Raw genomic sequence first — 12,970 nt, 5'->3', positions numbered from 1 at the left:
AAGTGTATGCTTGGCCTTTTAAAATATGAACGAAATATCCCTCCCCTTCCAATAAAAAAGACGCAGAGAGCCTGCGTCTAATACGGTGTCCATTCAATTTGTTTTGCACTTTCAAATCTTTTTTCCACATCAGGCCAATTTACAACATTCCACCAGTTTTTAATATATTCATCTTTTCGATTTTGGTATTGTAAATAATACGCATGTTCCCACACGTCTAGTACAAGGAGCGGTATCGTATCCCATTGTGTAAATAATTGATGAAGTGTACTCTGCAAAATTTCTAATCTTCCAGATCGTGGCACCCAAACGAGAATCGCCCATCCTGATCCTTCCACTTTAGAAGCTGCTTCTGTGAAATGTTTTTGAAAACGTAAAAAACTCCCAAAATCTTGTTCAATCTGTTGTGAAAGAGCTCCTCTTGGACTTCCGCCACCATCTTTTTTCATGTTATTCCAAAATATCGTGTGTAAGTAATGACCTGATCCATGAAAAGCAGCTTCTCTTTCCCAATGTTTAATTAAATCAAATTGATTTGTTTTTCTCGCTTCTTCCATCATCTTCTCTGCCTTATTTAATCCTTCCACGTAACTGCGATGATGTTTATCATGGTGTAACATCATAATTTCTCTAGAAATATAAGGCTCTAACGCATTATATGGATAAGGTAATGGCGGAAGTGTGTGCCCTCCAATTGGAACAGCTCGTTCACTATCCCCTCTTTCATATAATTCATATTCCTCTTCTCCCTGCACGAATACTTCCTGCAAATGATGCTGAATATGTTCTACATCATCACTTATTTCATACATAAACTCTGCATCTGTATCATACTCATGCTCTTTCATACGGTCTAATAACGTTTGAATTTTATAAGCAAGCATATGGACATCATACACTTCCATTGCACGGCTATCTAATACGTGAAGAACACTTTCACACCAGCTTTCTACTTCATGAAAGTAATCTGTAAATACACCTTGCTGACTCATGTTACACCTCCTTAATGCTATCCCCTTAAATATATTCAAAGGAAATCCCTTATATAACTTTACAAAAGGAAAAGAAGCTAAGTTCCCTTAGCTTCTTTTCCAATTAATATTTGTGTAACATCTTTGTTTGGTAATCCGTTTCATAATATTCTAGTTCTTCACGCATCAATTGAAATTTACCTTCTAAACTCTTCATCACTTGCTCTACAGACGCTGGTGGCGTTTGTTGAAAAACGATGGAGTTTTTCCCTGTATAGGCAGACCGACTATTTTCATACCAATGATCACTCTTTGGTGAGAAAAATTCTGCAATTACTTGGTGATAAATTTTATATAAAATTTTTTCAGCTGCTGTTTTTCGAAATGGCTGGCTATTTAACAAAACAAAACATGCATCATGTCCTTCTTCACAAAAAACGAGAAGGCGTCTCATTGATGCTAATAACCCTTTATAATATTGCTCGTTCCCTGCTGGTGTCTCTTCTAATAAAGAAGGCAACGTATGATAATTTACATAATTGGTTATCAGTGTAATAACATCATCTAAAAACATAGAAACCTGTTCTGTTTGATTTTCAACCATCAGATTAGACATTTTTTCTCTCTCCTTTGCCATTTCACGCTATTTCTACTCTTTTATTTTTATGTAATTCAGCCAATATTTCTTGTACTTTCACCACTGTTCCCTCATCAAAATATTGTTGGAATTCTTCTATAGTATTTAAATATAAACGTTTTCGCATGCGATGCTCATTCTCTTTCACTAAACAACATATGGCTACAATATCCCGTAAATATATGTCTTGTTCTTCTACTTTACATACTGGATTTCCTTCAAAAGGAGTTATTTCTTGTAAAACTTCTTCAAAATATCGAACGTATAAAACGGAAAAAGTTCTCTCTTTATTATTTAATATATATGTCACTTCAGATCTATTAAAGAAATCTTCTGATGTATTAGGTTTTGCTTTCTCTAACTCATATCCCGCATAACCTATTATAATCATCTACTTCCCCTCACTTCCTTCTTTCAATTTATTTTAACTTAATTTTCTGACAAACGAAATACTCTTTTAAATATAAACCTTATAAAAAATAGCTTCCCTATACAGGAATTTACCTTTTTATTTTTCTTGAAGTTTGTCATAATAATATTATTGTCTCAGTTTTCTTATACAAGGAGAGTTGTATTTATGTCGTTTTCATGGAAACGTTTCTTACAAATCGGGAAAATTATCTTCCCATTTGTTGTATTAACAATTGTATTCTTTCAAGCAAAAAAAGAATTAGCAGGCATTTCTTTTTTAGAAGCAATCGATACAATTAAAAACATTCCAACCGGAGGAGTCTTTTTAGCAATTACACTTGGCGCATTTGCCGTATCAACCATGTTCTTTTATGACTATGTTATGCTTCGTTATTTAAAAGCTGATATACCCGTCCAAAAGATTTTCCGCATCTCATGGATTGCTAATACTTTAAATGGATTTATTGGATTTGGTGGTCTCGTTGGAGCTGGTGTACGTACAATGCTTTATCGTCCATACATAAAAGAAAATGGCAAACTTATTAAAAGTATCGCTTGGATGACAACTGCTTTTATTAACGGATTAGCCATCCTTTCATTCCTCGGCCTTATCGGAATATTAGACACAAGTTTTATTTTGCATGAAAAACCGTGGCTATGGCCTGTTCTTATCTTTTTCGCTCTTTTCGTCCCTATATATATCGGCTTTTCTAAACTAAAAAATAGAAAAACAAAGCAAACCGAAGGACAAGAAGAAGGAGAAGAAGGGAAAAAACCAACTGTATTATACTCATTAGTTTCATTAGTCGAGTGGATATCTGCTGGTATTGTTATGTACGTCATATTAATATTATTTGGCATCGATATCGAATTTCAAAAGTTTTTAGGTGTATATGTAATTGCTGCTTTAGCTGGCGTTGTTAGCCTTGTACCTGGTGGACTTGGGTCATTTGACCTTGTCTTTTTAACTGGACTCGGACAATACGGCATTGATACAGGCGTATTACTACCTGCTATGTTATTATATCGCCTCGTCTATTACATTTTACCTTTCTGCCTTGGCCTTATTTTTGCAGCTTTTGAAATGACAGGCGTGGCCATTAAAAAGTTTGAAGATAAACCTTTTATTGCGCCTGCATTAGAAACAACTGGTGTTATATGGACTTTGCAGCGTGACTTTTTAGGAAAGCTTGGTTCATGGGCATCTGCTGCTTTAACAGTATTTGCTGGCTTAATGGTTATTTTATCGACCATTCTACCTACAAGTGTAAACCGAGCACACGCCTTACATATTCTAGCTCCAAAACATCTTATTCAATTTTCTTTTAGCTTATCACTAACATTTGGTATTCTCCTGTTAATCCTTTCGCGAGGGATATATTATGGAACAAAACGTTCTTATTATATGACGATTATTTCTTTAATCGGAGCAGCCATCTTTAATACGCTAAAAGGAATTGATATTGAAGAGACGTTTATTTTATTAATCGTACTCGCTGTATTATATATGCTTCGTAAAAGATTTGTACGCGAGAAAATGGAAGTCTCACTTTCTGATATGGTAAAAGTTTTTATATTCCTACTTATAACTTTATATTTATATAAAAACTTAGGTATTTTATTTGCAGGTGCAAAAGAAGCTTTTAAACCTGATTTTGTCGTTCGTAATATTACACAAGTGAAACGAAGTGCATTAGCAGCTGCCTTTTTCGTTCCTACTTTTTTACTAATTGGCTCACTCATTGCCAATCGTTATCGAAATGAATTTCCCGGGCAACCAGCTAATGATAAAAGATTACAAAATTTTTTAGATGAACATGATGGAAATGTACTTAGTCATTTAGGATTTTTAGGAGATAAACAATTCTTCTTCAGTAGTGATGGAAAAGCGCTCCTTCTCTTCTCTATAACCGGAAAACGTCTTGTTGTGCTAGGTGATCCAATTGGTGACCCTTCCTCCTACCGTACTGTGTTACAAGAGTTTTTAGCTGAAGCTGATCGATTTGGATACATTTGTGTATTCTACCAAATAGAAAGTAAATGGATGAGTTTATATCATGATTTTGGTTACAACTTCTTTAAGCTTGGTGAAGAAGCTGTCGTTGATTTAAATACATTTACAATAACAGGAAAAAAACGCGCCGGCATGCGAGCGACTTTCAACCGTTTTGAAAGAGAAGGCTATACATTCTCTATTCACCAGCCACCATTCTCAGACGAACTATATGAAGAGTTAAAAAAAGTTTCAGATGCATGGCTTGGCGGTAAAAAAGAGAAAGGTTTTTCACTCGGATACTTTGATCGTGAATACATTAGCCGAGCACCTATCGCTACATTATCTGATGTGGATGGAAAAATCATCGCATTTACAACCTTTATGCCCGTATATCAAGACGGATCATTGTCTGTTGATTTAATGCGATATTATCCAGATGCACCTAGCGGCATTATGGATGCAATTTTTATTCACCTATTCCAGTGGGCAAAAGAAAATGAATACCATTCCTTTAATATTGGTATGGCACCACTTTCAAATGTAGGTTTATCGACACAGTCTTTCTGGTCTGAACGGGTTGCTGCTGCCATCTTTAATAATGTTCGTTATACGTATAGTTTCAGCGGGTTACGACATTTTAAAGAAAAATATAAACCAGCATGGAGTGGTAAATATTTAGCATTTAGAAAGAATCATTCTTTACCCATTACCATGCTCTCTGTAACAAAATTAATAGGAAAAAGAAAAAACAGCTAAACATTTAGCTGTTTTTTCTTTTTTGAACTTGTACAATAAATTCTTTTTCATATTTCTTACCATTTATATAGAAATCTCCCCATATTTTATACGTTCCTTCAGCAGGAAATGTAATGCGATATTGTAATTGCTCATCTGTATCAACAGGTATTGCATATAAAAAGTTTTCTCTCGTTTCGTCCACAATATAGAGCGCCTCCACTTCTCCTCTCTCTGAATGTAATTTCAATTTCTCACCTTTTTTTGCTTGGAATTGAAATGTCAACTTCGCTGGTTCATTCGGATGCAATGCACCAAATAATAAAGAAACTTCATACTCCCCTATTTTTTTTGTAAGCACACTATCGATTGAAAATTTTACTTTTTTCTTATTTTTCTCCTCTATTTCTCTTCCAAAATCTTTCTTTGCAAATGATTTCACAGACTTGTTTTTGTCTTCATATAAAAATATTGTATATCTTTCATCTTTCGCTATTTTGGAAGATACTTTATATGATCCATTCCCTGCAAATGTGGGTTTCATTTGTTGTACATGTTTTAATTGTCTGTCTACAATAACCGCCCGAATTTGATCATTCACACCACGAACTTCGTTATTTTTATTATTTAGCAATTGAAACGAAATATCTACTTTCTCATTTCCTTTTCCATTTGACACATCCCATTTTACTTCCTGAATATCACCTATAGTCTCTGTAGTTTCTTGATACTTTTTTATGTGAAATCCGCCTACTACAATAAATAACAAAGCAACAAGTCCAATGACAAGATTTTTCAAAACATCACCTACCATTTTTATTGTCTCTGTTCATACAAAACTTCTTACTTATATATTCTAGATTGTGATTTATGAAATCCTCCTGTTTTGCACATATTACAAATAATAAAAAGATTTTAATTGAAAGGATTCGTAGTGTATAATGCAAATGATATTGATTTCTATCAATACATTATAAGGAGGACTTTTCATGAGTGTACATATTGAAGCAAAACAAGGCGAAATTGCTGAATCTATTCTATTACCTGGTGATCCATTACGTGCAAAATATATCGCTGAAACATTTCTAGAGGACGTTACATGCTATAATAACGTACGTGGTATGTTAGGTTTCACTGGAACTTATAAAGGAAAGCGTGTATCTGTTCAAGGTACAGGTATGGGTGTTCCTTCTATTTCTATTTATGTAAACGAATTAATCCAAAGCTACGGAGTTAAAAATTTAATTCGCGTTGGAACTTGCGGTGCGATTCAAAAAGACGTAAAAGTACGTGACGTTATTATTGCAATGACAGCTTGTACAGATTCTAATATGAATCGTTTAACATTCCCAGGTTTTGATTTTGCACCAGCTGCAAACTTTGACCTTTTAAAGAAAGCTTACGATGCAGGAACTGAAAAAGGCTTACATGTTCGTGTTGGTAATGTTTTAACAGCAGATGTATTTTACCGTGAAAGCATGGACATGGTTAAAAAACTTGGAGAGTACGGTGTACTAGCAGTAGAAATGGAAACAACTGCTCTTTACACATTAGCAGCGAAATATGGTGTAAATGCGTTATCTGTATTAACAGTAAGCGATCACATCTTCACTGGTGAAGAAACAACATCTGAAGAGCGTCAAACTACATTTAACGAAATGATTGAAATCGCTTTAGATGCAGCAATTCAACAATAATACATTAAAGAACTCGTCATACGTCTGTCGAGTTCTTTTTATGTGACTTTTTATTAAAAACTACTTTCGGAAGAGACAGATTTTCTCCTCTACTTTTTTGTACCGTTTGTTATAATAAAGAAATCATTTACAGTATTTCTCACAAGAGGTGACGCAGTGAAAAACAGAAGTATCGTCTTTAAACTATTTTTATTAACATCGACATTATTTACAATCATATTCCTCCTATTTTTCCTAGGACAATCTCTATTTTTAGAAAAATTTTATATTAATAAAAAAGTAAAAACTGTTCAAACTGCTTTTGAAAAGTTCGTAGATACTTACGAAAAAAGTGGTAAAACTTATGAGGAAATTCGAAAACTAAAACAAGAATTTCATGATAAAACAAATGCTGAAATGCAGTTTTTAAATACGAACGGCATTATTAAAAGCGACAATAATTTCTACATTGATGTAATTAACCCTAAAAATAATAAACCATATTCCATTCCACTCAATAATGTTTTAACGCCCGAGGAATATAATAAATTTGAAAACTTAGGATTGAAAAAAGATGGGATGATAAACGTCGTCGGTTTTTTACAAGATTCCACCATAACACCAATAGAATTGACAACAAACTATAATCGATGGCAAAACGAAAATATCAACTCAGATTTTCAATCCATTAATGGAAACCCTGCTAAAAATAGACTTACAAGCCGTTCCAAAACTGTGACTCAAATTGAGTTTACTGGTATCGTATCTAAGTTACAGCTTCCATCCAAAGCGGATGTTCGTCTTGCAAATGATTTTGAAACATTACAAGCCGTTCAATATTTTGCAGAGATTATTAGAAATGGCACTGCTAACTCACACCAATTAGACACTTATATAATAGATGGTGGAGAGAATATAAAAAATAGTATCTTTGTAAAGCCTATTGTGGAAAATGGAAAAATTACAGAATACGCTTTTGCGATAGCATCTTTACAACCTGTTAATGAAGCGATGCTCGTTTTAAAAGATTATTATGTCTATGCCTTAATCATCGTATTTCTCGTAATTATTTTATTATCCTTCTATTACTCAAAAATCATTGTGAAACCATTAATTAAAATTAATCGTGTTACAAAGAAAATGGCTAATTTTGATTTTAGCGAGAAATTACCTGTAACAGCAGACGATGAAATTGGCGGGCTTTCCGGCAGTATTAATACGTTATCTGTAAACTTAAAAGACCGAATCGATCGATTAAATGTTGCCAATACAAAATTACAACAAGATATTGAACGTGAACGTCAATTGGAAAAAACGCGAAAAGAATTCATTTCTGGTGTATCACATGAATTAAAAACACCACTTAGTGTAATTAGAAGTTTCGCAGAAGGAATTAAAGATGGCGTTAGTAAAGATACGACGTATTATACAGATGTTATTTTAGAAGAAACAGAAAACATGAATAGACTTATTATTGAAATGTTAGAATTAGCAAAACTAGAATCTGGTACGTACAAACTAGATATGACGACATTCTCAATCGGTGAATTAATTCAACAAGTCTATACAAAGTTATTATTTAGCATGGAGGAAAAGCATTTACAAGTGAACATAGATGTAGACTCTTCTATATTCGTTAAAGCGAATCGTAGTCGTATTGAACAAGTCGTTGTGAACTTACTTAGCAATGCAATTCGCTATACGCCAGATGGAGAAAAAATACAAGTCTCCGTTATAGCACTGGAAGATACAGTAAAGGTCGAAATCGAAAACACAGGAAACCCTATCCCAGAAGAAAGTCTTGAAAAAATTTGGGATCGTTTCTACCGTTTAGATGCATCTCGTAGCCGCCATACTGGAGGTACCGGTCTCGGGTTATCTATTGTAAAAAACATTTTAGACCTCCACCATGCCGAGTACGGTGTATATAACACGACTAATAGTGTTGTATTCTACTTTAATTTACAAAAAGTAAAAGAAGTCAAATAATTTGTCTTAATTTCACTAGGAGTTCACATGAAATTCACACTCTCCCTTTATAGTAAGAAACAAGTTAATCCTTTCCTTTACACACATAAAAGAGGAGAGTGCGTGAAATGAAACAAGCAGGACAACCTATTCAAAATGAAAAACAATTAGAAACTATCAAAAATATACTTTTACAATCTTCGAAACGTGATGGCTTATTATTCGTATTAGCTGTAAATTCTGGCTTAAAAGTAAGTGAAATCTTACAATTAAAAGTTAGTGATGTAATCGATGAAAATGAAAATGTTCGCCATTCCATTTTATTTTACAATGAAAAAGTAAAGAAACATAAATGGTTTGCTGTAAATGAAGACTTACAGCACGCGATCGAAGACTACATGAAAGAACGTAAAACTTGGAAACGTAATGAACCATTATTAAAGTCTCAAAAAGGAACAAAATCTATTACGAGACAACATGCATGGTACATTTTAAACAAAGCTGCAAAAGAAGTTGGATTAGAAGGGATTAGCTCACATACACTTCGAAAAACTTGGGGATATTGTGCATACAAATCAGGTGTTGATATCGCATTTTTACAACACTTCTTTGATCATAGTACCCCATCAAAAACTTTAAAGTATATCGGTATTGCTTAATAACTCTTATACATAAAAAAGGTTACCATTAATAAATGGTAACCTTTTTTATGTTTCACATTCTCTTTTCTTGTCTCTCCTATATTGTAGTGGTACTCTAATAGTAAGGGGGAGAAATTATGAACACATTAACAATTGAATTACCGAAAGAAACGGCTGAAAAACTTGATTTATTAAAACAAGCTTATGAAAAGAAAACCGGTGCTTCCATTTCTGAGAGTACTCTTGTTCAAACACTTATCTCAAAAGAGTTTATCCAAGCGATAACTCCTTTTGATTTACAACAATTCGTTACTGGAAAAGAACAGCATTAATAGCTGTTCTTTTTTTATACTTTATCAGGAGTTCACTAGAATTCTCCCCCGAAAAACTTCTTTGCTTCAGCCGAACTTTTTTATCAGGAACCTTCCTACCTGTTACTGTCGCATAAAAAGTTTTTTATTTATTTTTCGGAAAACCATTGACAATGATAATGATAACCATTATCATTTATTACGAAGCCAACAATTGATGAATCAACCAAACGCTCAGTAACATTGTTACCCCTCTTTTTCATATAGAAAGGCACTGTACATTCCCCCTGTTTGTACAGTGCCTTTCTTGTTTATTATCATTCAAACAAATTTAATTGCTCAGGCTTCGGCTCGCCATATGTAATGTTCATCATTTTCATAAGCTGTTTCGCATTATCCGCTGCATCTCCGCCCGAATTATTGTTAAATAGTACATATATGTCCTTTGTCTTCTGTTTCAATTGCTCTAGTCTTTCTACCCATTCTTCTAATTCTTTATTGTTGTAGCGATATAAACAACGAACCGCTCTCCAATTTTCCCCTTTATCAAGCCAGCCATGAACATTTCGACCATGAAAACGTATTAACACCATCTCTGCATTCGTTACTTCTAATACGAGCGGTACCGAACCTATCCCGGCCTGTGGCTCATCACAAATGGTATGAATCCATTTCTCTTGTTCCAAAAACTGTAGCGTCTTATCTCTCATTTCCGGATAAAACCATGTTTGATTCCGAAATTCTATAGCACATGGCAGACCTTCCATTTTTTCTTTCGTATATCGAAGAAAATCTACATTTTTCTTTTTACAATCAAACCAAGGTGGATATTGAAATAAAATCGTTTTTAATTTACCAGCTTCTATTAAAGGAAGAATGGATTGTTTATATACATCAAACATTTCGTCAAACGTAGAAAAAGGAATTTCACCTTTCATATGTCCCGTCATCCCTTGATATGCTTTTACGACAAAAGAAAAATCTTGCGGTGTCTCCATTGCCCATTTTGTATAGTTTCGTGCAGGTTGCATCGCATAAAATGAGCTATCCACTTCTACAATAGGAAAATGCTCACTATATGTTCGTAATTTATTTCTATTTTCATAGGGGTCTATATATAAAGAATCATGATCTCCCCATCCTGTTACTCCAATGAAAAGCAAATATATCCCTCCCTTTTTCACTTCATCTTCTATTCATTCTACTCACTTCCTGAACACTTCGACTAATCAATTTCATTAAGTAGTCCCTTCTTTCAGAGTATCCGTATAAAAATATGATATACTAGATGGAAGAATTTTTAAATTGAGGGGTTATTTATTTATGCTTCCAAACGACGATATTGTATCTCATGAAAAACGAATAGAAGAACTAGAAAATAAAGTACGTTTTTATGAAGAACTTGTGAATCAATTACCACATCATTTCACATACAAAAATCCACATATGGGTTTACAAATAAAGAAAACGAGAACAACTCATTCCATTCAAAACATACGAAAAGAAAATATAGCGGCTGAATTTCAACTTACTTGCGATTCATTATTTTTATTTAAACAACTTGAAAAACACTTTGTTCATATTTTTGATGCTTTTTCACATCATGTAACCTTTGTTGATAGTAAAGGCAATATAACTTTATGTAATCAAGCTGCAGCAGATGATTTTGGTGTAGTACGAAATGATATAATCGGAAAGCCAATTCAACAATTGCTACAATTACCAGAAGAAAAAATTAAAGCTCTTGAAACATTAAGAACGGGAACAGAAATATATAATGAAGAGGTTTTAGACAAAAACTATGGCATTTTAAATAACCGAATTATTCGTGATTATAACGGAGAGATTTTTAGAGTTATTAGTGTCTTTCATTATTTAAACACAGAACGTGATGCAGAGAAATTTTCGTTAGCAGGGCGAATTGCAGCTGGGATTGCACATGAAGTACGTAATCCTCTTACAACCGTACGGGGGTATTTACAATTTTTACAAGACAGTGTTTCTCCATCTAATAAAGAATTATTTAAAAATTTACTTATTCCTGAATTAGACCGCGCAAATAGTATTATTACAAAATTTTTATCTATTTCAAAAACACGCGAATTTACAAGAGAACCGTTTCCTATTAATACATTTTTACGTGAGTATATTCAACAGTTACTAGCTAGTGAAGTCTTTTTACATAACATTTCAATTGATTATAATTTTTCTACCGAATTAGATGATATATTAGTCCATATTGATCGTCATGAACTTGTGCAAGTTTTTTTAAACCTATTTCAGAACGCTGTCGATGCTCAAGACGAAAAAAAACTTTCTATTCAAATTACTAGTTATCGCCTAGATAATTTTGTTCGTATTACTTTCACTGATAATGGAATTGGTATTCCACCAGCCATTCAAGAATATATCTTTGATCCATTCTTCTCAACAAAAGATTCAGGCACAGGACTGGGCTTGTCAGTAACAAAGAAAATTATTCAAAATCATAACGGTACATTAAAAATGACCAGTAATCAAGATGGTACAACTTTCACTATTTCAATTCCAATTTTACCTAAAACGACCCTTGAAAGATTAAATGAATACAAATGAGGTACTCCTCCACAAAAAGCATACCAATTGTTATATACTCTCAACAATTGGCATGCTTTTTTATGTTGAAATAATCTTCTTTAAGTTCTATAAATCTTTCTCCATAACTAATTGTTTTTGCTTGGTAGGCAAACTTCTTATTTTTTAGAAATGGTAGTTTGTCCATCACGAATTTAGTATGAATTTCATTTTATTATATAGTAATGACTATTGATTCTATGAAAGAAAGGAATGAAAAGATGAACAATAAAAATAAAGGAAAAGTATTTTATGGTAATGATTGTTGCGAAGTCAGAGCTTGTAGTTATATTAACATCTCTAAGTCCGAACTTACAGAATTCGTTAAACTTCTTCAAGCTCTTGGCCAAGCTATTCAAGCTGTCTTTCAAAACCCTTCTCAAAATAATCTCGATAACTTGATCGCTGTTCTAAATAACCTACAAAAATTCCTCAATTGCTTAGATTTGTCTCCAGCACAAAAACAAATTGGAAATTCTATTATTGCTAATCTATTAACTATTTTAACGACAAAGCCATTCTCATGCGGAGCATTGTACGTTGAGCTACAAAGCCTGCTTAATTATTTATTGTATATTGCTAAGTTATTCAAAGTAGATTGTTGTACGGTCGACAAACTAGTTAAACTCATAACAGAAATCCAAGCTATACTAGTTCAATATGGATCAGGTTGCCTTGGAGGAGGAGCAACAGGTGCTACTGGCGCTACTGGACCTCAAGGTGCTACCGGGCCTCAAGGACCGGCGGGTGCTCAAGGTGCTACTGGACCTCAAGGACCGGCGGGCGCTCAAGGTGCTACTGGTGCTCAAGGACCAGCGGGCGCAACAGGTGCTACTGGTGCTCAAGGGCCAGCAGGCGCTCAAGGTGCTACTGGTGCTCAAGGACCAGCGGGTGCAACAGGTGCTACTGGTGCTCAAGGACCGGCAGGCGCTCAAGGTGCTACTGGTGCTCAAGGACCAGCGGGCGCAACAGGTGCTACTGGTGCTCAAGGGCCAGCAGGCGCTCAAGGTG

At 34.1% G+C, this 12,970-nt stretch carries 12 protein-coding genes; 7 read left to right on the top strand and 5 right to left on the bottom strand.

Annotated elements, in window-relative coordinates; genetic code table 11:
* Positions 1–77: 77 nt before the first annotated feature.
* From FS742_RS00060 to FS742_RS00050, 3 genes are all read right to left on the bottom strand, one after another.
* A complete protein-coding gene (locus FS742_RS00060) occupies positions 78–992 on the bottom strand; it encodes a superoxide dismutase (protein WP_000082672.1) in 915 nt (304 codons plus the stop codon).
* A 103-nt stretch (positions 993–1,095) separates the two neighbouring features.
* Complete coding sequence (locus FS742_RS00055; protein WP_144610526.1) at positions 1,096–1,587, bottom strand: YpuI family protein; 492 nt, start codon at positions 1,585–1,587, stop codon at positions 1,096–1,098.
* Positions 1,588–1,609: 22 nt separating this feature from the next.
* Positions 1,610–1,999 carry a hypothetical protein gene (locus tag FS742_RS00050; RefSeq protein ID WP_144610524.1) on the bottom strand — a complete coding sequence of 130 codons (390 nt, stop codon included), beginning with the start codon at positions 1,997–1,999 and terminating at the stop codon, positions 1,610–1,612.
* 186 nt (positions 2,000–2,185) lie between these two features.
* Here FS742_RS00050 and mprF point away from each other — a divergent pair, with 186 nt between their 5' ends.
* The gene (gene mprF / locus FS742_RS00045) at positions 2,186–4,771 is read left to right on the top strand and encodes a bifunctional lysylphosphatidylglycerol flippase/synthetase MprF (RefSeq protein ID WP_144610522.1); all 2,586 of its coding nucleotides are present in this window, start codon (positions 2,186–2,188) and stop codon (positions 4,769–4,771) included.
* A 4-nt stretch (positions 4,772–4,775) separates the two neighbouring features.
* Here the strand turns inward: mprF and FS742_RS00040 are convergent, their stop codons facing one another.
* Positions 4,776–5,564: a hypothetical protein gene (locus tag FS742_RS00040; RefSeq protein ID WP_144610520.1), complete on the bottom strand. Its 789-nt coding sequence runs from the start codon at positions 5,562–5,564 to the stop codon at positions 4,776–4,778.
* Positions 5,565–5,739: 175 nt separating this feature from the next.
* Between FS742_RS00040 and deoD the strand changes: the two genes are divergently transcribed.
* The 4 genes from deoD to FS742_RS00020 all read left to right on the top strand — a co-directional run bounded on the left by deoD (position 5,740) and on the right by FS742_RS00020 (position 9,367).
* Positions 5,740–6,447, top strand: a complete 708-nt coding sequence (gene deoD, locus FS742_RS00035; RefSeq protein WP_000110708.1) for a purine-nucleoside phosphorylase — start codon at positions 5,740–5,742, stop codon at positions 6,445–6,447.
* Positions 6,448–6,603: 156 nt separating this feature from the next.
* Positions 6,604–8,415, top strand: coding sequence for a sensor histidine kinase (locus FS742_RS00030; protein ID WP_144610518.1), 1,812 nt, complete (start codon positions 6,604–6,606; stop codon positions 8,413–8,415).
* Between the two features lie 107 nt (positions 8,416–8,522).
* Entirely contained in the window at positions 8,523–9,053 is a 531-nt protein-coding gene (locus FS742_RS00025; protein WP_000806236.1) for a tyrosine-type recombinase/integrase, read from the top strand.
* A gap of 119 nt (positions 9,054–9,172) precedes the next feature.
* Entirely contained in the window at positions 9,173–9,367 is a 195-nt protein-coding gene (locus FS742_RS00020; protein WP_001094861.1) for a DUF3924 domain-containing protein, read from the top strand.
* 296 nt (positions 9,368–9,663) lie between these two features.
* On the opposite strand, the gene FS742_RS00015 is transcribed toward FS742_RS00020, so the two are convergent.
* Positions 9,664–10,509 (bottom strand): DUF72 domain-containing protein, encoded by an 846-nt coding sequence (locus FS742_RS00015; RefSeq protein ID WP_144610517.1) that lies wholly within the window; start codon positions 10,507–10,509, stop codon positions 9,664–9,666.
* 160 nt (positions 10,510–10,669) lie between these two features.
* On the opposite strand from FS742_RS00015, the gene FS742_RS00010 reads away from it, so the two are divergent.
* Positions 10,670–11,941, top strand: a complete 1,272-nt coding sequence (locus tag FS742_RS00010) for an ATP-binding protein (RefSeq protein WP_144610516.1) — start codon at positions 10,670–10,672, stop codon at positions 11,939–11,941.
* Between the two features lie 203 nt (positions 11,942–12,144).
* Positions 12,145–12,970: collagen-like repeat preface domain-containing protein (locus FS742_RS00005; RefSeq protein WP_144610515.1), on the top strand; the 826-nt coding region annotated here is incomplete at its 3' end.

This window comes from Bacillus cereus (assembly GCF_007678085.1).
Taxonomy (GTDB): domain Bacteria; phylum Bacillota; class Bacilli; order Bacillales; family Bacillaceae_G; genus Bacillus_A; species Bacillus_A cereus_BE.
Note: the sequence above shows the minus strand (reverse complement) of the source record. Positions and strands in the feature narration are given on the sequence as shown.

Bases quoted from the DNA above. Each gene is read 5' to 3' on its own strand.
- FS742_RS00060 (WP_000082672.1), bottom strand. From the start codon at position 992: ATGAGTCAGCAAGGTGTATTTACAGATTACTTTCATGAAGTAGAAAGC.
- FS742_RS00055 (WP_144610526.1), bottom strand. From the start codon at position 1,587: ATGTCTAATCTGATGGTTGAAAATCAAACAGAACAGGTTTCTATGTTT.
- FS742_RS00050 (WP_144610524.1), bottom strand. From the start codon at position 1,999: ATGATTATAATAGGTTATGCGGGATATGAGTTAGAGAAAGCAAAACCT.
- mprF (WP_144610522.1), top strand. From the start codon at position 2,186: ATGTCGTTTTCATGGAAACGTTTCTTACAAATCGGGAAAATTATCTTC.
- FS742_RS00040 (WP_144610520.1), bottom strand. From the start codon at position 5,564: ATGGTAGGTGATGTTTTGAAAAATCTTGTCATTGGACTTGTTGCTTTG.
- deoD (WP_000110708.1), top strand. From the start codon at position 5,740: ATGAGTGTACATATTGAAGCAAAACAAGGCGAAATTGCTGAATCTATT.
- FS742_RS00025 (WP_000806236.1), top strand. From the start codon at position 8,523: ATGAAACAAGCAGGACAACCTATTCAAAATGAAAAACAATTAGAAACT.
- FS742_RS00020 (WP_001094861.1), top strand. From the start codon at position 9,173: ATGAACACATTAACAATTGAATTACCGAAAGAAACGGCTGAAAAACTT.
- FS742_RS00010 (WP_144610516.1), top strand. From the start codon at position 10,670: ATGCTTCCAAACGACGATATTGTATCTCATGAAAAACGAATAGAAGAA.